This window comes from Micromonospora sp. RB23, from assembly GCF_053585025.1.
The window spans coordinates 4,425,109-4,447,313 of record NZ_CM132111.1 but is presented as its reverse complement, the minus strand read 5'-3'; the positions used below and the strand labels follow the sequence as shown (position 1 = coordinate 4,447,313).

Annotated in this window: 24 protein-coding genes; 17 read left to right on the top strand and 7 right to left on the bottom strand. The window is 70.3% G+C overall.

Going from position 1 to position 22,205, the window contains the following annotated elements; all coding sequences use genetic code 11:
• Positions 1-8: 8 nt before the first annotated feature.
• The 5 genes from ACTFTM_RS20370 to ACTFTM_RS20350 all read left to right on the top strand — a co-directional run bounded on the left by ACTFTM_RS20370 (position 9) and on the right by ACTFTM_RS20350 (position 4,067).
• Positions 9-821, top strand: coding sequence for an alpha/beta fold hydrolase (locus ACTFTM_RS20370; RefSeq protein ID WP_449562069.1), 813 nt, complete (start codon positions 9-11; stop codon positions 819-821).
• Between the two features lie 46 nt (positions 822-867).
• Positions 868-1,749, top strand: coding sequence for a PhzF family phenazine biosynthesis protein (locus ACTFTM_RS20365; RefSeq protein ID WP_449562068.1), 882 nt, complete (start codon positions 868-870; stop codon positions 1,747-1,749).
• 190 nt (positions 1,750-1,939) lie between these two features.
• On the top strand, positions 1,940-3,169 hold the full coding sequence (locus ACTFTM_RS20360; RefSeq protein ID WP_449562067.1) for a cytochrome P450: 1,230 nt from the start codon (positions 1,940-1,942) through the stop codon (positions 3,167-3,169).
• Positions 3,166-3,393 (top strand): ferredoxin, encoded by a 228-nt coding sequence (locus ACTFTM_RS20355; RefSeq protein WP_449562066.1) that lies wholly within the window; start codon positions 3,166-3,168, stop codon positions 3,391-3,393. The genes ACTFTM_RS20360 and ACTFTM_RS20355 overlap by 4 nt, the downstream gene beginning before the upstream one ends.
• A 344-nt stretch (positions 3,394-3,737) precedes the next feature.
• A complete protein-coding gene (locus ACTFTM_RS20350) occupies positions 3,738-4,067 on the top strand; it encodes a TraR/DksA family transcriptional regulator (RefSeq protein ID WP_449562065.1) in 330 nt (109 codons plus the stop codon).
• Between the two features lie 48 nt (positions 4,068-4,115).
• Here ACTFTM_RS20350 and ACTFTM_RS20345 read toward each other — a convergent pair whose 3' ends face one another.
• The 3 genes from ACTFTM_RS20345 to ACTFTM_RS20335 all read right to left on the bottom strand — a co-directional run bounded on the left by ACTFTM_RS20345 (position 4,116) and on the right by ACTFTM_RS20335 (position 4,986).
• Complete coding sequence (locus tag ACTFTM_RS20345) at positions 4,116-4,367, bottom strand: potassium transporter TrkA (RefSeq protein WP_449562064.1); 252 nt, start codon at positions 4,365-4,367, stop codon at positions 4,116-4,118.
• A 60-nt stretch (positions 4,368-4,427) separates the two neighbouring features.
• Positions 4,428-4,637 carry a hypothetical protein gene (locus ACTFTM_RS20340; protein WP_449562063.1) on the bottom strand — a complete coding sequence of 70 codons (210 nt, stop codon included), beginning with the start codon at positions 4,635-4,637 and terminating at the stop codon, positions 4,428-4,430.
• 106 nt (positions 4,638-4,743) lie between these two features.
• Positions 4,744-4,986, bottom strand: a complete 243-nt coding sequence (locus tag ACTFTM_RS20335; RefSeq protein ID WP_449562062.1) for a hypothetical protein — start codon at positions 4,984-4,986, stop codon at positions 4,744-4,746.
• Positions 4,987-5,275: 289 nt separating this feature from the next.
• Between ACTFTM_RS20335 and ACTFTM_RS20330 the strand changes: the two genes are divergently transcribed.
• On the top strand, positions 5,276-5,659 hold the full coding sequence (locus ACTFTM_RS20330) for a PadR family transcriptional regulator (protein ID WP_449562061.1): 384 nt from the start codon (positions 5,276-5,278) through the stop codon (positions 5,657-5,659).
• Positions 5,656-6,552, top strand: a complete 897-nt coding sequence (locus tag ACTFTM_RS20325; RefSeq protein ID WP_449562060.1) for a hypothetical protein — start codon at positions 5,656-5,658, stop codon at positions 6,550-6,552. Before ACTFTM_RS20330 ends, ACTFTM_RS20325 begins: the two co-directional genes overlap by 4 nt.
• Positions 6,553-6,846: 294 nt before the next feature.
• Here the strand turns inward: ACTFTM_RS20325 and ACTFTM_RS20320 are convergent, their stop codons facing one another.
• Together ACTFTM_RS20320 and ACTFTM_RS20315 are read right to left on the bottom strand one after the other, a co-directional pair.
• Positions 6,847-8,400, bottom strand: coding sequence for a tannase/feruloyl esterase family alpha/beta hydrolase (locus ACTFTM_RS20320; RefSeq protein WP_449562059.1), 1,554 nt, complete (start codon positions 8,398-8,400; stop codon positions 6,847-6,849).
• A 122-nt stretch (positions 8,401-8,522) separates the two neighbouring features.
• Complete coding sequence (locus ACTFTM_RS20315) at positions 8,523-8,978, bottom strand: SRPBCC family protein (RefSeq protein WP_449562058.1); 456 nt, start codon at positions 8,976-8,978, stop codon at positions 8,523-8,525.
• Positions 8,979-9,246: 268 nt separating this feature from the next.
• Between ACTFTM_RS20315 and ACTFTM_RS20310 the strand changes: the two genes are divergently transcribed.
• The 3 genes from ACTFTM_RS20310 (at position 9,247) to ACTFTM_RS20300 (ending at position 13,646) form a co-directional block, all read left to right on the top strand.
• The gene (locus tag ACTFTM_RS20310) at positions 9,247-10,077 is read left to right on the top strand and encodes an oxidoreductase (RefSeq protein WP_449562057.1); all 831 of its coding nucleotides are present in this window, start codon (positions 9,247-9,249) and stop codon (positions 10,075-10,077) included.
• Positions 10,078-10,163: 86 nt separating this feature from the next.
• Positions 10,164-10,838, top strand: a complete 675-nt coding sequence (locus ACTFTM_RS20305; RefSeq protein WP_449562056.1) for a TetR family transcriptional regulator — start codon at positions 10,164-10,166, stop codon at positions 10,836-10,838.
• Between the two features lie 72 nt (positions 10,839-10,910).
• On the top strand, positions 10,911-13,646 hold the full coding sequence (locus tag ACTFTM_RS20300; RefSeq protein ID WP_449562055.1) for an AAA family ATPase: 2,736 nt from the start codon (positions 10,911-10,913) through the stop codon (positions 13,644-13,646).
• 69 nt (positions 13,647-13,715) lie between these two features.
• On the opposite strand, the gene ACTFTM_RS20295 is transcribed toward ACTFTM_RS20300, so the two are convergent.
• On the bottom strand, positions 13,716-14,354 hold the full coding sequence (locus ACTFTM_RS20295; protein ID WP_449562054.1) for a TetR/AcrR family transcriptional regulator: 639 nt from the start codon (positions 14,352-14,354) through the stop codon (positions 13,716-13,718).
• An 81-nt stretch (positions 14,355-14,435) separates the two neighbouring features.
• Here ACTFTM_RS20295 and ACTFTM_RS20290 point away from each other — a divergent pair, with 81 nt between their 5' ends.
• Complete coding sequence (locus tag ACTFTM_RS20290; RefSeq protein ID WP_449562053.1) at positions 14,436-15,236, top strand: SDR family NAD(P)-dependent oxidoreductase; 801 nt, start codon at positions 14,436-14,438, stop codon at positions 15,234-15,236.
• Between the two features lie 10 nt (positions 15,237-15,246).
• Positions 15,247-15,630: a nuclear transport factor 2 family protein gene (locus ACTFTM_RS20285; protein WP_449562052.1), complete on the top strand. Its 384-nt coding sequence runs from the start codon at positions 15,247-15,249 to the stop codon at positions 15,628-15,630.
• Positions 15,631-15,717: 87 nt separating this feature from the next.
• Here the strand turns inward: ACTFTM_RS20285 and ACTFTM_RS20280 are convergent, their stop codons facing one another.
• Positions 15,718-16,962: a PQQ-dependent sugar dehydrogenase gene (locus tag ACTFTM_RS20280; protein WP_449562051.1), complete on the bottom strand. Its 1,245-nt coding sequence runs from the start codon at positions 16,960-16,962 to the stop codon at positions 15,718-15,720.
• Between the two features lie 398 nt (positions 16,963-17,360).
• On the opposite strand from ACTFTM_RS20280, the gene ACTFTM_RS20275 reads away from it, so the two are divergent.
• The 5 genes from ACTFTM_RS20275 (at position 17,361) to ACTFTM_RS20255 (ending at position 22,198) form a co-directional block, all read left to right on the top strand.
• Positions 17,361-18,821, top strand: a complete 1,461-nt coding sequence (locus tag ACTFTM_RS20275; RefSeq protein WP_449562050.1) for an endo-1,4-beta-xylanase — start codon at positions 17,361-17,363, stop codon at positions 18,819-18,821.
• A gap of 129 nt (positions 18,822-18,950) precedes the next feature.
• A complete protein-coding gene (locus ACTFTM_RS20270; RefSeq protein ID WP_449562049.1) occupies positions 18,951-19,724 on the top strand; it encodes a hypothetical protein in 774 nt (257 codons plus the stop codon).
• 288 nt (positions 19,725-20,012) lie between these two features.
• Complete coding sequence (locus tag ACTFTM_RS20265; protein ID WP_449562048.1) at positions 20,013-20,408, top strand: hypothetical protein; 396 nt, start codon at positions 20,013-20,015, stop codon at positions 20,406-20,408.
• A gap of 5 nt (positions 20,409-20,413) precedes the next feature.
• On the top strand, positions 20,414-20,944 hold the full coding sequence (locus tag ACTFTM_RS20260) for a TetR/AcrR family transcriptional regulator (RefSeq protein WP_449562047.1): 531 nt from the start codon (positions 20,414-20,416) through the stop codon (positions 20,942-20,944).
• A 387-nt stretch (positions 20,945-21,331) separates the two neighbouring features.
• A complete protein-coding gene (locus tag ACTFTM_RS20255; protein WP_449562046.1) occupies positions 21,332-22,198 on the top strand; it encodes an alpha/beta fold hydrolase in 867 nt (288 codons plus the stop codon).
• Positions 22,199-22,205 lie beyond the last annotated feature (7 nt).

The window sequence follows — 22,205 nt, the reverse complement described above, 5'->3', positions numbered from 1 at the left end:
CTGCCCCGGTGACAGCACTTCGGACCGTCGTGGTCGACCGATCACCCGTCCACGTGTTGGAGGGCGGTGCCGGGTCCGCGGTGCTGATGCTGCACGGCTCCGGACCCGGCACGACGGGGTCCGGAGCCTGGGCATCGACGGCGCAGGCGCTGGGTACGTCCTGGCACGTGGTCGCTCCTGACCAGGCGGGGTTCGGCCGAACACCCGTGCCGGCGGGCTCGCGAGGCGGGCTCCGGCTGTGGACGGAGCAGGCCGCGGGCCTGATGGACGCGTTGGGTGTCGAGCGCTACGCCGTGGTGGGTCACTCCATGGGCGGCGCCGTGGCGCTGGCGTTGGCCGCCGCGCGCCCGCAGCAGGTTACCCGTGTCGTTGCGGTCTCGACGATGGGCACCCCGGGGGCGCCGCTGTCGGTCGATCTCGACGCGGTCTGGGCTGCCCCCGCCGGCCCGCTCGGGGCACGGGACATGCTGAGCCGCCTCCTCCTCGACCAGGCTCTCGTGACCGACGCGGCCGTCGAGGCCCGTGCGGCGGCGATGCGCGACGGGGCGGCCGCGTACGCGTCGTTGTTCCCTCCGCCGAGGGCACGATGGGTCGACGACCTCACCCTCTCCGCGCAGACGCTGGCGGCGATCCGCGTGCCCGTGCTGCTCGTACACGGCGCCCAGGACCGGCTCACCCCGCTCGACACGGCCGCCCGCCCCCTGCTCGAACACCTGGCCGACGTCCGTCTGCACGTGTTCGGCCGCTGCGGGCACGTGCCGGCGATCGAGCACCCGCGTGAGTTCGGGCGACTGCTGTCGTGCTTCCTCGGCCCCGGCTGAGGCCCCGGGCGGGTGTCCTGCCGGCCACCAGGGCGGGAGCCTCGACATGACCGGAAGCGGCGGCCACGACGTGACGATCGTCGACGCCTGCACGCGCCGTGGGGCAGGGGGCAGCCCTACCGCCGTCCTGATCGATGACAGCGCGCTCGACGACAGCGCTCGGCGGGCGATCGTCCGGCGAGCCGGCACCTCGCACGCGGCGTTCGTCGACACCGAGGCGGACACCACGCCCACGGTGCGGTTCTTCACCGCGCACGGTGAGCTCACCAACTGCGGGCACGGCACCATCGCCGCGCAGGCGGTCCTGCTGCACCGCCGCCGGACCGCAGAACACCACGCCCGTCAGCGGACCGGTGGCCGCACCTTCGACACCACCGCGGTCCAGCGTGACGATGGCATCGAGGTCTGGTTCGACCAGGGCACGGTGGACCTTCGGAGAAGCGGCGCCACAGGGCTCGACCGCATCCTGGCCGCTCTCGGCATCGGCCCGAGCGACGTGCCCGCCGACGACGCCCCGTGTGTCGCCTCGCCGGGAACACCGCGCCTGCTCGTACCGGTGACGACGCTGCCGACCCTGCTCTCGATGCGGCCCGACCTCCCTCGACTCGCGGCGGAGTGCCGTCGTCTCGGTTATCTCGGCTGCTTCGTCTACACACTCTTCCCGACCGGCGACGCGGCGACCGCGCGCATGTTCGCGCCGGCTATCGGAGTCGGCGAGGATGTCGTCAACGCGAACAGCACCGGGTGCCTCGCCGCGCACCTGTTCGGGACCGGCCGCCCCGGCAGCATCGAAGTCGAGCAGGGGCACACCGCGGGTCGTCCCTCGTCGGTCTTCGCCACCGCCCGCGCCACCACGGAGGGCATCTCCGTCCGAGTCGGCGGAATGGCCGTCATCCGATCCGGTCCGAACGGCACGGCAAACCGCTGAGGAGGGTGCATCCGCTCGTTCCGAGCGGACCGTCCATGGCGATCATCGCCATCCGTCGCTACGATCCGATGTCGAGACATCACCGTGCGTTGATACGTGCTGTTCGACCGCCCTGGACGTAGGCGATCCTCCGCCATCACGAATGTGGCACCGGCCTGAGGATCACGCCGTCTCGACGAAGGGAATCCGGATGACCGAGAGCGCGCAGACCACCGGGAGCCGAACCGTTCCGCCCGCCCGGCCGTACCCGTTCAGCGTGCCCGACCGCCTCGTCGTCGACCCGACCTACGGCGAGCTGCGCGAGAGCGAGCCGATGACCCGGGTGCAGCTCCCCTACGGGGAGGAGGCGTGGCTCGCCACCCGGTACGAGGACGTCCGCACCGTCCTCGGCGACGTGCGGTTCGGCCGTGCCCCCGCCGTCCAGCGTGACGAGCCCCGGCTCACTCCGCGCCAGCAGTACAGCGGCATGCTGACCATGGATCCGCCCGATCACACCCGACTGCGCCGGCTGGTGGCGAAGGCGTTCACCGCACGTCGGGTGGAGGCGTTGCGCCCCCGGACCCAGGAGATCGCCGACACACTGGTCGACGACATGCTCCGGCTCGGTCCTCCGGCCGACCTGGTGGAGCACGTCGCCACGCCGCTGCCGATCCAGGTGATCTGTGAGCTGCTCGGGGTCCCGTACGCCGACCGTGACCGTTTCCACATCTGGTCCGAGGCGATCGTCTCGACCACCTCACTGCCGCTGGAGACGATCCAGGAGTACCTGAACAATCTCTGGGGCTACATCGGTGGTCTGGTCGCCGAGCGCCGCCGCGAGCCGGAGATCGACGACCTGCTCGGCGCGCTGGTGCGGGCCCGCGACGAGAATCAGGACCGGCTCAGCGAGACCGAGCTTGTGGAGTTGGCCGCGGGGCTGCTCGCGGCCGGCCACGAGACGACGGTCACCCAGATCCCCAACTTCGTCTACGTCCTGCTGCAGAATCCAGACCAGCTCGCCCGGCTGCGGGCCGATCCGTCGCTGGTGCCGGCCGCGGTCGAGGAACTGTTGCGGTACGTGCCGCTCGGCGTCGGTTCCTCCTTCGCCCGGTACGCCAAGGAGGACGTCGAGGTCGGCGGGGTGCTGGTCCGGGCCGGTGAGCCGGTGCTCGGCTCACTGTCCTCGGCGAATCGGGACGGTACCGTCTTCGCCGACCCGGACCGGCTGGACTTCGACCGCGAGCAGAACCCGCACATGGGCTTCGGGCACGGCGTACACCATTGTGTCGGCGCGCAGTTGGCCCGCATGGAGTTGCAGGTCGCCGTCGCCACCCTCGTCACCCGTCTGCCCGGGTTGCGGCTCGCCGTACCGGAGGCAGAGCTGCCGTGGAAGCGCGGCATGCTGGTCCGGGGCCTGCTCAGCATGCCGGTGGCCTGGTGAGCACCGCCTGGCGGGTCGAGGTGGACTCGGGCCGGTGCATCGGCACGAGTATCTGCGCCGGCACCGCGCCCGAGCACTTCCGTCTGGTCGACGGCCTGTCCGCACCGCTGGCCGACGTCGTCTCCCCGGCCGAGGTCGTCCTCGACGCCGCCAACTCGTGTCCGGTGGAGGCGATCATCGTCCGCGACGTCACCGACGACCGGTTGCTCGCTCCCGAGGAGTGAGCGGTCCTCCAGGCGAGGTCTGAGTTCGAACATTCGTCCGGCGTTGGCACCACCGCGGTCGCCGCCTATGGTGGAGGCATGTCCCCGGTGACGTTCCGCTCTCCTGCCGTCACCGGTGTGACGGCAATCGGGGCTGCCCACGTGGCGACGGCGGCGTGCCGGATGGTCGGCATGCGGGTGCCGGTTGTCCGCGTGGCGCACATCGCGCCCCTGTCGTGGCTGACGAGCCCGGCGCGAACCGGCCGAGGCCCCCCGCGGAATCGTTGCAGCACCGAACGACCGCCAGGGCGAAGCTATCCAGCTTCGGCCCTTTTCTTTTTCCCTTCGAAAGTAGAGGTAGGACCATGAGCGTCGATCAACGAGCTGTCGACCAGCGTTGGCTGGCCGATCTGCGCGCCTCACTGGCGGAAGACTTCGCCACGCAGACGGCTCGGTTGCGGGAACTGACCGAGCTCAACGCCGACACCGGCGACCCGAGTGAGGCCCACCACCGGGCCGCGCTGCTGGTGGCCACCCGGCGCAACATCGAGCAGATCACCGGTGCGCTGAGCCGCATCAGCGCAGGCACCTACGGGACCTGCGCGAAGTGCCGCCAGAACATCCCGGCCGAGCGGCTCGAAATCCTTCCGCACGCGCAGTTCTGCGTTACCTGCCAGGCGAAGCAGAACGGCTGACCGGCGGTGTGGCTGCCGTGCCGCGGCGGGCACGGCAGCCACGGACCGTCACGCGGTGGACGGCTCCGTCACGGTGACGATGTCCAGGACGTCGAGAATCCCCAGGAGCCCGGCGAGCGTCACGGCCTCGGAGCGGGTCAGGGTGAGCGAGCAGGTGGCGTCGGGGTCGTCGGGGGACCCGTAGACGAGATCTCGCCGACCGCCCGGGTGGTGCGTGACCACGCCCACCCGCCGACCGTCGGCGGTGGTGAACATGCGGCGTACCCCGATACCGGGCAGCGGGGTCAGTTCGACAATCATGAGGGCTCCAGCGGGCAGGGTGGCGCATCCGCGTAGCGGGTTCGACGGCGGTGCGAGCGGTCAGGCGAGGCCCAGCGCTCGGCGCGGCGGGGCGCGATCCGCCGACCACGCGGGCACACAACCGGGGGTCGCCCGCCGTGCGCAACGGAACACGATGCACAGCCCGATCGACCGGGTGGCCGAGAGCACCAGCACGAGCACGGCGAGCAGCAGCATCGCCGGCAGCGGAGTCCGCTCGCCGACGCGCCGAAGGCCACGTCGCTCATGCATACCCAAACCATAGCCGTCGCCCAGAGTGTGGACCACATTCGCGTCGGGTGACCGGCCCTCTGCCCGCTGCGTGGTCACCCCTGCGGTCGGCGGCGGTAAACCGGCCTCAGCGCAGTTCGAGGATGATGCCGTCCTCGGACTCGCACCCGCCGGGGCCGTGGTCGCGGATGATTTCCACGATCATGTCGAACAGCGTCCGGCCCTGGCCACGCTCCGCGCCGTGGATCCGGGCCTCGATGCTCGCGCGGTGCGACGGGTGACAGGTGCGACGGTTCTGCTCCAGCCGATGGAGGGTGGCGTCGTGACCGGGCGCGATCCGGGACGATTCGGAGTTGACCCAGACGAGCACCCATCCGGTCCCCGGGTTGCCGAAGCCGCCACGGAGGATGTCGTTGAGGGCATCGACGTTCCCGTTCCACGCGCCGTTATGGAGCAGTCGCGAATTCGCGCACGAAGCCGGCGAAGTCGGCGAACGACGTGCCGTCGATGACGAGCACGGGAACGGCATCGCTTCGCCGGGTCACGCGGCAGGTATCAGCCCGATCCGCCGGGGCGGCCCGGCCCGGGTGTCGGTCCGGCCAGGATCTCCATAAATAACCATCTTGGCTGCATACTCATGTTGCTTGTATATTCCTGGCATGGGATCGACTTCGCGTCCCGCGCTGCGGGAACCGTCGTACTTCGTTCTTGCTGCCCTGCTCGGTGGCCCACTCCACGGCTATGCCGTGATCAAGCGGGTGACCGAGCTGTCCGATGAGCGGGTGAAACTCGCTGCCGGCTCGCTCTACTCGGTCATCGACCGGCTGCTCGGCGAGGGCCTCGTCATCGCCGACGGAGAGGAGGTCGTCAACGGACGTGCCCGTCGCTACTACCGGCTCACCGACGAGGGCTACCGCGTACTCGCCGAGGAGGCCGACCGGCTCGCCCGGGCCGCCCGGGTGGTCATGGACCGCCTGCCGCGCCGGGGCAGGTCGCCGGCAAGCACCCGTCAACCTTCTACCGCGAGGATCAGACCAGCATGAGTTCCGATGTGCTCGAAAGGCGCTACCGCCTGCTGCTGCGGGCCTACCCGGCCGCGTACCGTCGCGAACGTGCCGACGAGCTGATCGACACGTTGATCGGTGACGAGTCAACCGCCCGCCGCTGGCCCGACATTCGACAGTCGGCCGCGCTGATCCGGGGTGGCCTGCGGGTGCACGGTGGCAGCACCGCGCCCCGGCCCACGGCTGTGCTGCTCTGGCAGGGCATCCACCTGGGTGCCATGGCGGTGCTCGCACTCGGTGCGCTCATCGGCCTGGACGACCTCGTCGATGCGTTCCAGTTCGGCGGATTCTCCGACCCCCTGACAGTCCTGCGCAACCAGGTCGTCAACGAGGTCATGGTGGGCGCGGTGTTTGTGGCGCTCGCCGCGGGCCGCACCCGCGCCGCCGCCGTCCTGGTGGTGGCCGCGGCGGTGGTGCCGACCGTGATCTCCCCGTACCTGTTCCTCAACGGTCTGCCGCAGTGGTGGGCACCGGTTGTCGCCACGCCCCTGATCCTGGTGGGCCTACGGCGTCCGGCGGACGTCCCGCCGGCGCCTCGGGCCAATGCCGTCCTGGTCACGGCCGGCCTACTCGTCCTGCATCTGATCTCCGCGGAGGGCTTCCGCGTCGTCGACATGAACGCGCGGCTCGTTGCCGCCAGCATGGTGATCGTCGGGGCGGCCGCCTTCCTGTGGGTGGCGACGGCCGACCAGCGACTGCTGATCGCCGTCGTCCCCACCCTCCTGCTGGGCACACTCCACCAAGCGGGCAACAGCGTGTCGACCGGGGAGTTGCTGCGCCGGCCCGACGCTCTGCCGTCCCTGGTCGTCGCGGTCCTGCTGGCAGTCGGCGCGGTCGTCGCGACCCGGCTGCGGCAGCGCACCCGCGCCTGATCGACGGTGGGGCGGCCCGGCCTCGGCCGAGCCGCCCCACGGCCGCCCACGGTTCGCCGGGACGATCGACACTCCCCCCGCTGACCAGGCTTTTCATCGTTATCTGCGCCAGATCCGCAGTTGTCCGGTGGTGCACCGAGCCGGGGCGCGCTCCTTCCTGGACGACGTCGAGCGGATCCTCTCCGCCGGTAGGTCACACCCGATTCCCGACCGGGTCGGTGACGGTGGCGGCCCCGGACGACGTCCGGGGCCGCCACTCGTGCGGTTCAGGTCAGGCCGCCATGCGGCGGTACGTCACCGCGGGTAGTGGTGGATGTTCCGGGTGGTCTCGCCGTCCACCGACGTGGTGGGGAGCGTCGCCGGGGCCCGCCCCTTCTCCACCCAGTTGACCAGGGCGTCGAGGTCGGCGCCCGGGTTCACCAGTGGCCCGGTGCTGAACAGCGGCGTTCCGCAGTGGTCCACGCCGGGCAGCAGGAAGAGGCGGTAGAAGTCGTCGACCCGCTTGTTGCCGCCGAAGACGGCGTCGACGTGCCTGCGGTAATCGACCGTCCCCTGGGTCGGGATCAGCTGGTCGGACTGACCGTGCCAGGTGAGCAGCTTGCCGCCGGCCCTGGCGAACGCCGACAGGTCGGGGTCGTTGTCCGCGATGACGTCGTCGTACTGCCTGGTCGCCGAGGTGAAGAGCTGCGTGAATGTCTTGTAGGTCAGCTTGGTGCTGTCGAACGACGGGTCCTTCGTCACGAAGTACCTGGCCCACTGGTCGGGCACCTGGAAGGGCGCGCCCGGATTGGCGATGAAGGCGAACGTGGAGCCCTTGTTCTGGCCGTACCAGAGCTTCCTGCCGGACGGTGCGACCGGCCCGGCCCAGATCTTGTTGACCGCGTCGGCCACCGCCCTGGTGATGGTGATCTCCGTACCGTCACACTCGACCTTCTTGCCGACCAGGCGACGCGCGTCCCACCTGCAGTCCTGCGGGTTGTCGATGACGCCGTCCGTGACGCCGTCGAGGGTGTCGCAGGCCGCGACGGCGGCGGTGTTGAAGGCGGCCAGTTCGCACTGCGAGGGTGCGACCTTCTCCTCGTTGTAGACCGCCTGCGACCACAGCGTGGCGATCTCGAACCGGTTCCACTCGATCGCCGGCGCGTTCGCCAGGATGCCCTGGAAGTCCGTCGGGTGGTTCTGCGCCTCCGCGTAACCCTGGCGACCGCCCGTCGAGCAGCCGGTGAAGTACGAGTACGTCACCGCCCGCCGGTAGAACCTGTTGGCCACGTCCTTGCCGATGACCGCCATGTCGTGCACCGAGCGGGAGGCGAAGTTGGTGAGCAGCCCGGTGTTGGTCTTTCCGTCGGCGGTGAGACCCCAACTGGCGTCCAGGCCGGTCTTGACGCCGGCGTCGGTGGCCGCGCCGACGTACCCGCCCTTCACCGCGCTGATCAGCGGGACGCTCAGATCGCTGAGGTCGCCGGCGGAGTAACCGCTGCCGCCGGTGGCCTGGAAGCGTCCGTTCCAGTTCTCCGCATCCTGCGGGAGCGAGATCTTGATGGTGACGGTGTCGTTCGCGCCCGGATGGGTCACGACAACGCTGATGTCACACCAGTCCGGCACCGCCGTGATCGGCGGATTCTGCGGAAGCCCCGGGGTGGAGGGGAACGTGAAGTCGCCTCCGGCTCTGGGGGCCGCCTTGACCGACACCACCCGGGTGCCGGGCGGCGCGGAGACGGGAACGGCGGCGCAGGTGGTGGCGGCGGTCGGGCCGCCGTCGCGCGTGGCGGCGTTGACGGCCACGGGCAGGAGGGAGGCCGCGAGCGGAACTGCCGCGGCCGTCAGGAGCATCAAGCGTCGCTTCATGCCCACCACTCTCACCGGCCGTCGTCGGCCTGACCCCAGGGTGCGGCACTGGTTGACCCCCTGGCCCGGGACCCGGTGGCTTCGGGGAGGACGGTGCCCGTAGCCCGACGCCGACCGCCCGCTCAACCACCGATGGCGGTGCTGCGGGCTTCGACGACCCTGAGCGTGTTCCGCAACGCCTTGCGCAGCACGCCTTTACCCACCGAGCCCAGCAGGATGCCGGTCAAACGGCCCTTGACGTTCCTGCCCTCGCGAATCACGACGACGTCCAGCGTGGTTGTCCCGTCCGGCTGCGGCGTCAACGTGTAGGTGTGCCCCGACCGGCCGCCCCAGATGTTGGAATCGGTCGTCGTCATGGTGACGCGGCGGGGGTTCGACCAGTCGTAGCGCAGCCGCTCCCAGATGCCGCCCGAGCCTTCCGTGACGTCAGCCCAGCCGGGACCCTGGCCGTGCACCGCCAGATATTCGTCGGCGCTGTTGCCGAACACCTCCGACCGGCCCGGCCCGAAGTCGGTGAGCGCGGCAAGAACCTGCTCCGGCGTCGCGGTGGTGTTCTCGACGAAGTGAATGACCGACATGGCGCGCTCTCCTGGATCTTCCGGCTGATGTCCCTCCAGGCTCGCCGACCGCAGGGCCGGGTGAGCCCGTGTCACACCCTGGTTTCTCGCCTCGACCCCCTGGCCGATCCCGAGCCCCGATCAACACCTTGCCGCCGGCCGGCGGACACCGTGCTAGCGTAATAAGAGTCCACTGGCCTCTAAACTCACGACGGTCGGCGCGCGTGGGAAGAACCCGACCGCGACGGCCGGCGCCGATACCGGCCACACAACCCGAGAGGGGTACGAGATGAGCAAGACCTGGTTGATCACCGGAAGTTCCCGCGGACTGGGCCGGGAACTCGCCGAAGCCGTACTGCGGGCCGGCCACTGCCTGGTGGCCACCGCCCGGCGTCCCGAGCAGCTCGACGACCTCGTCGACGCCTACGGCGACCGGGTCCGCGCGGTCGCGCTGGACGTGACGGACGCCAGCGCGGCGCGCGCCGCTGTCGGCGTCGCGGTGCAGGCGTTCGGACGCGTGGACGTCGTGGTGAACAACGCTGGCTACGCCGACGTCGCGTCGATCGAGGACATGCCCGAGGGCGAGTTCCGCGCGCAGGTCGACGCCAACTTCCACGGGGTGGTCAACGTGACCCGTGCCGCTTTGCCGACCATGCGTGAGCAGGGCGGCGGCCACATCATCCAGATCTCCTCCGTCGGCGGGCGGGTGGGCGGCCCGGGCCTGAGCGCGTACCAGGCGGCCAAGTGGGCGGTGGGCGGATTCTCCGAGGTCCTCGCCAAGGAGGTGGCACCCTTCGGGATCAAGGTCACCGTCGCCGAGCCGGGTGGCATGCGTACCAACTGGGCCGGATCGTCGATGACGACGCTGCCGATCAGCGACCCCTACAAGCCGGTCATCGAACCTGTGGTCGCCCGTCTGCGCGCCGCCGACGGCAACCAGTCGGGGGACCCCGCGCGAATCTCCCAGGTGATCCTGGACCTCACCGAGGTTCCGGATCCGCCGGTGCATCTGCTGTTGGGCGCCGATGCGGTGGCGGTGGCACAGGCCGCCGCATCAGCTCTCGCGGCATCGGACACGACGTGGCGCGCGGTGAGCGAGTCCGTCAGCTACGACGCCTGACCGCCGTCGCGGCGGGGTCGGCGGGCGGCCGCGTATGGTACGCGGGTGGGAGGGGCGGCGTCGGGGGAGCGTTCAGAGGTAGAAGCATGAGTACCAGCGGTCAACCACCGAGCTTCCAACGTGCCCGCAGGCCCGAACAGCGCGAGGCGCGCCGCCGCGCCATCCTCGAGAACGCGGCGCAGCTGGTGGCCGAGATGCCGGTGAGCGACATCAGCCTCCGTGAACTCGCCCGGCGGGTCGGGTTGTCGAAGACGAACGTCGTGCGCTATTTCGAGACCCGCGAGGCGGTCTTCTTCGCCCTGCTCAACCAGGCCATCGACGGGTGGCTCGACGACCTTCCCGCCGAGCTGCCACCCGCCACGGCCACTCACACACCGTCGCCCGCCGCCGTCGTGGACGCCCTGGCCCGTTCGGTGGCCGACCGACCGCTGATCTGCGAACTGTGGAGCTCGCTCGGCACGGAACTCGAACGCAACATCTCCGCGGAGGCGGTCCGGGCGTTCAAACTCGCCCACACGGACCTGCAGGTACGCCTCGCCGGGCTGCTCAGACAACGCATCCCCGCGTTGACCGTGCCGGCATCCCGGGAACTCGTGGCCCTGTCGATCCTGCTGATCGCCGGTCTCTGGCCGTTCGCCAATCCCTCGCCCGCCGTCGCGGAGGCTGTTCAGGACCCGCTGCTCGCCAACTCCCGCGTCGATTTTCCCGACCGGCTCAGCCGTGCACTCGTCGTCACCGTCACCGGCCTGTTGACGGTGTAGTCCGTACCGACGTGCTGTCCGGCCCGCCCACGGCGGCCGTCCGCGGTGTAGTAATTTCGCCTGGGAGAGAACGTGCCGAGTGACAACATGGGTTTCGATCTGCTCGGCCGACAACGTGAGCGCGACCTGCTCGATCGGCTGATGCGCGACGTCCGAGCCGGTCAGAGCCGTGTGCTGGTGCTGCGCGGCGAGGCCGGGGTCGGCAAGACCGCGCTGTTGGACCACGTGACCGAGGGGACCCTGCCCGACCGTGTCGTGCGGGTCGCGGGTGTCGAGGCGGAGACCGACCTGGCGTACGCGGCGCTCCAGCTCCTGTGCGCTCCGCTGCTTGTACACCTGGACCGGATCCCCGAACCGCAGCGCGACGCGCTCGCCACGGCGTTCGGCCTCCAGGCGGGCCCGCCGCCGGAGGGGCTGCTCGTCGGTCTCGCCGTGCTCGGCCTGCTCGCCGAGGCGGCGGCCGAGCAGCCTCTGGTCTGCGTTGTGGACGACGCGCAGTGGCTGGACCGCATGTCCGAGGTCATCCTTACCTTCGTCGCCCGCCGTCTGGACGCGGAATCGGTCGCGTTGCTCTTCGCCGTGGGGAGCCCGACCGAGGACCAGTTCCTCGACGGCCTGCCGGAACTGTGGGTTGAGGGCCTGCCCGAGGCGGACGCGCGAGCGTTGCTGGACCGGGTGCTGCCGGGGCTGGTCGACACCCAGGTGCGGGATCGGATCGTCGCCGAGACCCGAGGCAACCCCCTTGCGCTGATCGAGTTGCCCCGCGGCCTGTCACCGGCGGAACTGGCGTTCGGATTCGGCGGGCACAGCGCGACGCCGGTGGCCAGCCGGGTCGAGGTGGGTTTTCAGCGGCGAATCGCGGCGCTGCCGGCCGACAGCCGGCGGCTGCTGCTGACCGCCGCGGTGGAGCCGGTCGGAGACGTGTCGCTGCTCTGGCGCGCCTTGGACCGGCTCGGCATCGGTTCGGCCGCAGCGGTGCCGGCCGAGGCGGCCGGCCTGGTCGAGCTGGGCACCCGGGTACGCCTGCGCCATCCGCTGGTCCGTTCGGCGAGCCGACGTTCGGCCGAGCCCGCCGAACTGCGCGCGGTACACCGGGCACTGGCCGACGTCACCGACCCGCAGCAGGACCCGGACCGGCGCGCCTGGCACCGGGCGCATGCCGCAGTGGGGCCGGACGAGGGGGTCGCCGGTGAGCTGGAACGTTCGGCCGGCCGAGCGCTCGCCCGTGGCGGTCGCGCGGCCGCTGCTGCCTTCCTCGAGCGGGCCGCCGAGCTCACCGCCGACTCCAGCGCCCGCGGCCGGCGGATCCTGGCGGCCGCGCAGGCCAGGTTCGCCTCCGGCGCCACCGCTCAGGTAGCCGCCCTGTTGGCCGCCGCCGAGCTGAGTGATCTGGACCCGGCGCAGCGCGCTGAGGTGGAGCGGCTGCGGGCCCGGGTCGCGTTCGCTGTCAACTCCGGACGAGCAGCGGTACCGCCGATCCTCGAGGCCGCCCGCCGGCTCGAGGCGCTGGATCCGGCTGCGGCCCGCGAGACGTACCTCTCGGCGGTCGGTGCGGCCGTGAACGCCGGGCGGTTCGGCGGCAATGACCTGCGGCTTGTCGCCCGGGCCGCCCGGCGGGTGCCCGAGGGTCCGGAGCCGGCCGGCCTGCTCCTGGCAGCCTTCACGGCGTGGAGCCTCGATGGACAGGCGGCGGCCGTGCCGCTCTTCGCCCGGGCGTTGCACGCGGTCACCGTGCAGGCCGATGTGGACCTGGCCTGGCTGATCGGCCTGGTTCTGCACGAGGTATGGGACGACGTCGCCTTCCACACGCTCACCGAGCGGGCTGTGACCTTCGCGCGGGAGACCGGGCGGCTGTCGCTGCTGCCGACCGCGCTGACGTTCCGGGCCACCGCGCTGATCTTCGCCGGCCGGTTCGCCGACGCGTCCGATCTGCTCGGCGAGGCAGAGGCCCTCGCGTACGCGGCAGGGCCGTCGCCACACCCCGCGACCGCGGTGATCCTGGCGGCGCACCGGGGTCGGGAGGAGCCGGCCGTCGAGCTGATCGACGCCCTGGCCAAGGAGGCCGGCACGGGTGGCATGGGCTGGTTGTTCAGTGTCGCCGGTTACAGCAGGGCGGTGCTGTTCAACGGACTCGGCAACTATCCGGCGGCGCTCGATGCCGTACGGTGGGCGACCGACCGGGATGACCTGGCCGTTCAGCAGTGGGCGCTCGGTGAGCTGGTCGAGGCTGCGGCGCGCTCGGGTGCGGACGCCGTCGCTACGCAGGCACGTGACCGCTTGGCCGAACGGACTGCTCCGGCGGCGACGGACTGGGCGATCGGCACGCAGGCCCTCGCGGACGCGCTGGTCGGGGCGGACGCGGAAGCGGACGAGCGCTACCGGACAGCCATCGACCGCCTCGCCGCCACGCAGCTCGGCCTGCAACTGGCCCGGGCCCGGCTGCTGTACGGGGAGTGGCTGCGCCGGTCGAACCGCCGTGGCGACGCCCGAGCCCAGCTGCGGTTGTCCCACGAGGCGTTCACGGCGATGGGGGCGGAGGCGTTCGCCCAGCGAGCGGGCCGGGAACTGGCCGCCACCGGCGAGACGGTCCGCAGGCGCGTCGTGGGCGCAGCAGAGGAGCTGACCCCGCAGGAGACGCAGATCGCGCGACTGGCGGCGGCTGGTCGGACGAACCGGGAGATCGGCGCCGCGCTGTTCCTCAGCGCGCGTACGGTCGAGTGGCACCTGCGCAAGATCTTCACCAAGCTCGGCATCACGTCCCGACGTGAGCTCCGCGTGGCGATCGACGTCAGCTCGCCCAGACCGTGAACAGTAGGTCTGCGGGATGTATCCACTTGCGGACGAAATGTCACGGTGAGGTGACGTGCGTTCCTGCCGTCAACCGGGACCGACCGCGTTGTGTGTGGCATCGCCGCCGCTGGTGACCGGTGGCGGGTTGACGAGGACCTCCATCAGATCGTGCAGTTGTCGGGTGAGAACCCCTTGATCCATGTCGGCGAGCGCAGGGGTCGCGATGACCCTGCGCATCAACCACACTCCGGCGATCAGGGAGAGGAGCAGTTCCGCGCGTGGGGCGGCGTCGGGCCCGGGCAGGATGTCGGTCAGGTGCCGTCCCACGTGTTTCTCGATGCCGGCGCGGATGATCTCGGCGGCCCGTGGATTGGCGACCGATCGCAGCATCAGCACGAATGGGCCCAGATCGTCGGCCTCAAGCGAGGTCTGCGTGGCCAACCTGGCCGCCGTCCGTTCACTCAGCGCCTCCGGGTCGTCGTCGACGACGGTCCGCGGCGCGAACGAGCGGTCGACCGCCTCGGCGAACAGCTGTTCCTTCGAGCCGAAGTAGCGGTTGACCAGCATCGCCGTCACCCCAGCGCCCCCGGCGACCTCCCGTACGCCGGCACCGTCATAGCCCAGCCGGGTGAACGCCTCTATCGCTGAATTCAGGATCGCCTCGCGGGTGGCGCTGGCGTCGCGCCGTCGGGGGCGGTCGCGGAACGCATCTGTGTCTGCCGTCACGTCTACGAGTGTAGACTACTCCGTGGCGCCATGTCTACAGTCGTAGACATAGCAGCGTGACGCGGAGAAGAGGGGGACCTGATGGACCTGCAACTGACCGGCAAGCGTGCCCTGGTGACCGGCTCGAGCTCCGGGCTCGGTGAGGCGATGGCGCGGCTACTCGCCGCCGAAGGCGCCCAGGTGGTCGTGCACGGACGGAGCGAGAAGCGGGCCGTGGCAGTGGCCGAGGCGATCCGCGCAGTCGGTGGGAAAGCCGACACCGCGCTCGGCGACCTCACCACGGACGAGGGTGCGGACGCCGTAGCTACCGCAGCGCTAGCCGGAGGCCCGGTCGACATCCTGGTCAACAACGCTGGCGCCTACAAGCACCTTTCCTGGACCGACGCCACGCCGGACTCCTGGCGCGAGACGTACGAGGGCAACGTCATCTCTGGCGTACGGATGATCCAGCGACTTGTGCCTGCCATGCGTGAGCGTGGTTGGGGACGCGTCATCACCATTGGCGGCGGTCTCGCGACCCAGCCGTTGTTCCAGCACCCGCAGTACAACGCCACCCTCGCCGCTCGACACAACCTGGCGGTGTCGCTCGCTCGGGAACTGTCGGGCACCGGCGTGACGTCCAACATCGTCGCGCCCGGAGCGATCCTCGTCGAGGCCGTCAAGGACCTGCTGATCGAGATCGCTCCCGAGCGGGGATGGGGCGAGACCTGGGAGCGGATCGAGCAGGACGCGACGAACGAGTTGGTGCCCAACGACATCGGGCGACTCGGCCGGCCGGACGAGATCGCCTCAGCGGTCGCCTTCCTCGCCAGCCCGCTGGCCGGCTACATCAGTGGCGCCAACCTCCGCGTCGACGGTGGTCACATCCGCAATGTCACCTGAAGGGAAGACGATGAGCGACGAGGTTCGAGTGATCGCCGACAAGGCGTACGACGCCCTGATCCAGGGGTTCCAGACCGGTGTGTGGGAGAGCTTCTTCGACCTCTTCGACGATGAGGTGGACGTGATCCTCCCGGCCCCGCAGACCGGTCACTTCACCGGGACTGAAGGGCGCGAGAAGCTGGTCGGGTTCTTCAGCGTGTTCGCACCTGGCGCCAGCCGGTTCGACAAGGTCGAGGTGATTTCCAAGACCGTCGCCGAAGATCGTGTCGTCTTCGAGGACTGGGCTCGGGGTGTCTTCTTCGACGAGCCGTACGCGGCCCGGCACTGTATCCACATCATGGTCCGGAACGGCAGGGTCGTCGGCTTCCACGAATACAACCGACCGCTCGACTGAGCACGACCGATCGACGAGGCGTGGACGGCCGCGCACGTGCGCGGCCGTCCACGGTGGTGTCCCGGGTGCGAAGGGGCTACCCGAGGCTCAGCGGTTCGTCACCCCCGTGGTCGGGGTGGGCTGGACCCGCTCGAACCGCACCTTGCTCAGCCAGCCAGGGAGGTCGCTGAGTACGTACAGCTCGCCGTTCACGTCGGCGCCGAACGCCGTCGGCTGGGTGGGGAAGGTGCCGATCTCGGCGGATTCGTAGCGGCCCGTGGACGTGGGACGCACGGCGAACGCGCGGGTCGAGCAGTAGTCACTCGCGATGTAGGTCCCGCGCGCCTCCGGGGTGACGGACCCCCGGTACACCAGGCCGCCGATGATGGAGCAGTTCTCCGTCATGTAGTGCTCGTACTCGACGACCGGGTCGGTGAGCCGCACTCCGGGCCGGCACTGCGTCTGGTCGAAGACCGGCGTGCCCTCCTTGCAGGACCAGCCGAGGTTCGCGCCGCGCTGCGACGGGCGGATGTGGTTGATCTCCTCGATCAGGCCCTGGCCGACGTCGCCGATCCACAGCGAGTTGTCGGCCGGGTCGATGGAGAACTTCCACGGGTTGCGCAGCCCGTAGACCCAGATCTCCGGCCGCGCGCCCGCCGTGCGGACGAAGGGGTTGTCGAAGGGTACGCAGTAGGGCTTGCTCCCGCAGCTGCGGCTGACGTCGATCCGTACGATCTTGCCGAGCAGGGTGCCGAGGTTCTGGCCGCTCTTGAACGGGTCGTTCGCGTTGCCGCCGTCGCCGGTGGACCAGTAGAGGTAGCCGTCGCGGCCGAAGGCCACCTGTCCGCCGTTGTGGTTGCCGAACTCGGCGTGCTCCTGGGTGAGCAGCACCTGGAGCCGGTCGGGAGCGCCGAGCGGCACCCGTGCCAGGGTCAGCGTGCCGGCCGGCAGGCTCGTGTAGGCCACGTACAGCATTCCGGTGCGTGCGAAGTTCGGCGCCGGCGTGATGCCGAGCAGGCCGCGCTCGTTGTCGGACGTGTCGATCCGGGCGGTCAGGTCGAGCACCGGATCGGCCGCCAGGCCGGTGTCGGGGTGGTATGCGCGTACGGTGCCGTTCTTCTCCGCGATCAACATCCGACCGTCCGGCAGGCCGGTGATCGCGATCGGGCGCTGCAGACCGAACGCCACCCGCTCGGACACGACGGTCAGCTCGGTGAGGGGTGTCGCGCGGGCTTGGGATGTGCCGGCTGCCGCGGTGCTGGCCACCGACGCGGGTGGTACCAGTAGCACGGACAGGGTCAGGATGAGCAGGCCGGCCAGCATGGTGGCCGGGCGATGTCGCCGTCGCTGCATGTTCGGCTCCTCGATCAGGTGGTGGAGGTGGTGTGGGAGCGTTTCCACACTACATCGACCCGGGTCGATGCCAAACCCGCTGGTCGTCCGCCCCGTGCGCCAACGTCATCGGCTGCCGACCGCCCAGATCGAGCTGATTCGATATAGCATCGCGGCAGGGCAGTGTCGCTCCGCAGGGGCGTACGGGCGGCGGGGTGTTCGCCATCCACCGGGCGGGCCGGGCAGCCGGCGGTGGCCACCGATTTCGGGCGCGGCGGGGTTGACGCCGGCTCGACGTCACCCGCGGCGTGCTGGTCCAGTGGCGAGCGCGCGCTCCGGGTCGTCGGCCGTGCGGCGATCGTCGAGCCGTGCCTCGGGTCGGGCAATGGACCGGACAGAACACCGAGGAGTAAGCACAGATGAACGACGTACCCGCTCGACCCCAACGCCGAACCAGGGGACCCGCCAGGCTGCTCCTGGGCGGAGCCTGCGCCCTGGCGATCACCGTGTCGTCGATGGCCCTGGCGACCCTCGCCCGCGCCGACCTCCCCGGGCCGCCCGGGACGACCCTGAAGGCCGCCGCCGAGCGCAGCGGCCGGTACTTCGGCGCCGCCATGGGATCGGACCGCCTCAACGACTCCGGCTTCCTGACCATCGCGAGCCGTGAGTTCGACATGATGACGGCCGTCAACGAGATGAAGCCCGACGCGACCGAGCCCAACCCCGGCCAGTTCAACTTCCAGCGCGGTGACGCGATCTACAACTGGGCCGCCCAGCGCGGCATGCGGTTCCGTGGTCACACCCTGGCCTGGCACGCCCAGCAGCCCAGGTTCTGGGGAAGCCTGAGCGGCAGTGCCCTGCGGAACGCGATGATCAGCCACATCAACGGGGTGATGGCGCACTACAAAAGCAAGTTCGCGTACTGGGATGTGGTGAACGAGGCCTTCGCCGAGAACGGCAGTCGACGGTCGTCGAACCTGCAGTCCACCGGGAACGACTGGATCGAGGTGGCGTTCCGGACCGCGCGTGCCGCCGACCCGAGCGTGAAGCTCTGCTACAACGACTACAACATCGAGAACTGGACGTACGCCAAGACGCAGGGCGTCTACAACATGATCAGGGACTTCAAGGCCCGAGGCGTCCCGGTCGACTGCGTGGGCCTGCAGACCCACTTCACCGGCGGCAGTTCGCTGCCGGGTAACTTCCAGCAGACGTTGTCCAGCTTCGCGGCCCTCGATGTCGACGTGGCGTTGACCGAGGCGGACGTCACCAACGCCTCGACCAGTCAGTACCAGGGCCTGACCCAGGCGTGCATGAACGTGCCCCGCTGCGTCGGCATCACCACCTGGGGCATCCGGGACAGCGACTCCTGGCGCGGCAGCGAGAACCCGCTGCTCTTCGACCGCAACAGCAACCCCAAGGCGGCGTACACCGCCGTTCTCAACGCGCTCAACGCCGCCTCCACCACCGTGCCGGGCACGACGCCGACGACGCCTGCGCCGACGACGCCTGCGCCGACGACGCCTGCGCCGACGACGCCTGCGCCGACGACGCCTCCGCCGACCACGCCTCCGCCGGGTGCCTGTAGCGCGACGTACCGCATGGTCAACAGCTGGAACGGGGGCTTCCAGGGCGAGGTCACGGTCGCCAACAACGGCTCCGCCACCCTCAGCGGCTGGACCGTACGGCTGACGCTGGCCAGCGGACAGACCATCGCCAACGTCTGGAACGGCGTCAACACCGGCACCAGCGGGACGGTCAGCGTCCGTAACGCCGACTACAACGGGTCCCTCGGCGCGAACGCCTCGACCACCTTCGGCTTCCTGGCCAACGGCAACAGCAGCACGGCGCCCGGCAGCCTCTCCTGCACCAGCCCCTGACGGGCGACACGTACCGGTCCCTGAGCGTTGCGAGCGCTGACCGGGCCCGGAGCCACCGGCTCCGGGCCCGGGCGCCGTCGTGGCCGGACCGCCCTCACCTACCGCACCTCGTCGATATGGAGAACGACCATGCGCAGCCTTCTCGCGGCGGTCAGCGCCGCCCTGGTTCTCGGTGCCGCCGCCGGCAGCGTTCCCGCCGCCGCGTCGGACGCCTCCCCTCGATCGTGCCCCCGTGGCCTGCTCTTCTGTGAGGACTTCGAGCGCCTGCCGGTCGGCGGGCCCAGCACGGTGAACTGGGGTGTCGACACCCGCCACGGCACGCTCACCGTCGAGCGTGCCCGCCGTGGCAACCAGGTGCTGCACGTCCACACGGTCGACAACGGACGAGCCTTCCTGCGCGTCGACGACTTCGCCGCCCCCGGCGACCGCTTCTACGGTCGGATGCGTCTGCGCGTCGACGCCTTCCCCACCGCTCCGGACTGGGCGCACTTCACGCTGGTCGAGGCGACCGGCAGCGGCAGCGCCGAGGTCGTCCGTCCGATCGGTGGCCAGTTCGCGCCCACGGTCCCCGGGACGTTCTGGGGCATCGGCGCCGACGGAGGCCCGACCGGTGACTGGACCAACTGGCGAGAGTCCGCCCCGGTCGTCGAGGACACCTGGCAGTGCTTCGAATGGAAGATCGACGCGGCGGACAACCGCGTCGTCGTGTGGATCGACGGCGTGGCGAACCCGGAGCTGACCGCCTCCACGAACGATCACGGCGGCAACGACGTCCCCTTCGTCCTGCCCACCGTCGACACGGTGAAGATCGGCTGGCAGCTCTACCAGGGCGGCACGACGCCCGGGGAGTTCGAACTCTGGATCGACGACATCGCCCTGTCGACCAAGCGGCTCGGCTGCTGACCAGAAGCCCATGCCTGCCGGGGTGTGGCCGTGCCGCCGCACCCCGGCAATGGCGTCGCCTTTCCCGCGTGGCACGTCAGGAGCAGATCTTGCCCCTGTTGATGTGCAGGCCACCGCGACCCGTAGGTGCCGGATCGCCCGGAGGGGTACGCGGTGATGGCCAGCTTGGCTGCGGCAGACACGTCGCGACGGGCGGGTGTCATCGGCGTCACCTAGTAGCGGACTTCCGAGTCCGTTACTGTCGACGCTAACCGGACTCGGAAGTCCGGATAGTGGGAGGACGGCCCGATGACACCGGTACGCATCAGCGACGCCATCCGCGACGTGGCCTTCGAGCCGCACCTGACTCTCGAGGAGGCGCTGAACAAGTACTACGCCCCTGGCCTTGTCCACATCGCCGAGGGCCGCACGCGCGATCGCGCCGAGTTCGCGGAGATGGTCGCCGGCATCCGCAGCAGGGTCGTCGAGGGCGCGGTGACGGTGCTTGACGAACTGTACGACGGCCTGAACTACGCCGAGCGGCACCGCTACACGATGACCATGACCGATGGAACGGTCGTCAACCGGGAGGTGTACTACTTCGCGAAGCTGGCCGAGGACGGTCGGTTCGAGCGGGTCCACGAGACCGGCTTCGACGTCCACCAGGAACCCGGGTTGCTGCCCCTCGAGCCGGGCCGACAGTGAGCGTCTTGCGACGCGCGGACGCGCTGCGAAACCACGAGCGGGTCGTCGCGGCGGCCCGTGAACTGTTCGCCGAGCGGGGCCTGGACGTCACCGTGCCCGAGGTGGCGGCGCGGGCCGGAGTCGGGCGGGCCACGGTCTACCGCAGCTACCCGAGCAAGGACGAACTGGTGCTGGCGGTCGCACAGGAGGGATTCGAGTCGTTGCGGGCGCGTACGCTGGCCGCCCTTGCCGACGCCGACGCCTACCGCGCGCTGCTCGACTACGTGCCCGACCTGCTCGATCATCTGGCCCGCGACCGGGGCCTCGCGGCGGTGTTCTTCGAAGGCCGTTTGCTACCCGCCGCGGAGCTTGTCGACCTGATCGGTCGTCTGATCGAGGCGGCGAAGGCATCTGGCCTGGTCCGCCCGGATGTCGGCGCCCCCGACGTGCGCGTCGTGCTGTGCGGCGTGGTCCGCCAACTTATCGCGTTGGACGAACGGGATCCGGCCGTCTGGCGTCGCTACGCGAGTCTGATCCTCGCCGCGTTCCGTCTCTGACCGCGCCGACGAGCGTAGGTCGGAGCCCGGCGTCGCCGATTCGACCACCGCGGGCTGATGGATCGTCGCCGTTGGCGCCAGACGCGGCTTGGCCCCGATGGGGATCGTGGGTCGCCCGGGCGGCCCGAGAGGAGCACTTTCTGGTGTATTTCTCGGAAAAAGCATACCTGAGCCTTTTTCCGATTTATGCCCTAAATTTTGACTGATTGTCAGTACCGTGAGGTCGGGCGATCATGCAGTCGACGCGGCATCGGAGGCCGGCCCGCCACCGGTCGACGCGCCACTCGGCGGCGGTTCCCGACCGGTCGCGGCTCCGACTGGGCCGCGTCGACAGACACGCGCATCTGCCCGCGTTCGGAAACCACTGACCAACGAGGGAGAACAGACATGCTCGGAATCTCGCTACGTCGGCGAAAGGTCATCGCCGCGGCGTTCGCTGCCGCGACTCTGGCGACGGTGCTGGGCTCAGGCACCCCAAGCGTGTTCGCGGACGGCGGTGTGCAACCAACCCCCGACGAGGGGCACCACACCAGACCGACGATCGTCCTCGTGCACGGTGCCTGGGCCGACGGCTCGAGCTGGAACGGAGAGATCCGCAGACTCCAGGCGCGCGGTTTCGACGTCCAGGTCGCGCCGCAACCCGGCCGGGGGCCGTCGATCGACAGCGGCTACCTGAAGGACTTCCTGTCCACCATCGACGGTCCCATCGTGCTCGCCGGCCACTCGTACGGTGGCTTCGTGATCAGCGACGCCGCCACCGGCAACAGGAACGTCAAGGCGCTCGTGTTCGTGGACGCCTTCGCGCCGGACAAGGGGGAGACCGTGGAGGAACTCACCGCGGGCTCCGGCTCGATCCTCGAGCCGGCTCTGACCGACCCCACGAGCGTCTTCCGGCTCGTGCCGTTCCCCGGTGCCCCGGAGGGTGCGGCCGACGCGTACGTCCTGCCGAAGGTGTTCATCCCCGGCTTCGCCAACGGTCTGCCCCGCCGGCAGGCGGAGGTGCTCGCCGCGACCCAGACCGCCCTGGCCACGAACGCCCTGGGCGAGCCGGCCACGGAGCCGGCGTGGAAGACGATCCCCGCGTGGGCCGTGGTCGGCACCGAGGACCGGGTCATTCCGCCGGCCCGCCAGGAGGAGATGATGGAGCGGGCGGGGGCGGACATCACCCGGATCGACGCCGGGCACCTGGGCCTGATCTCACACCCCGACCAGGTCACCAAGGTGATCCTGGAGGCGGCGCGCACGACCACCTGACGAGGTC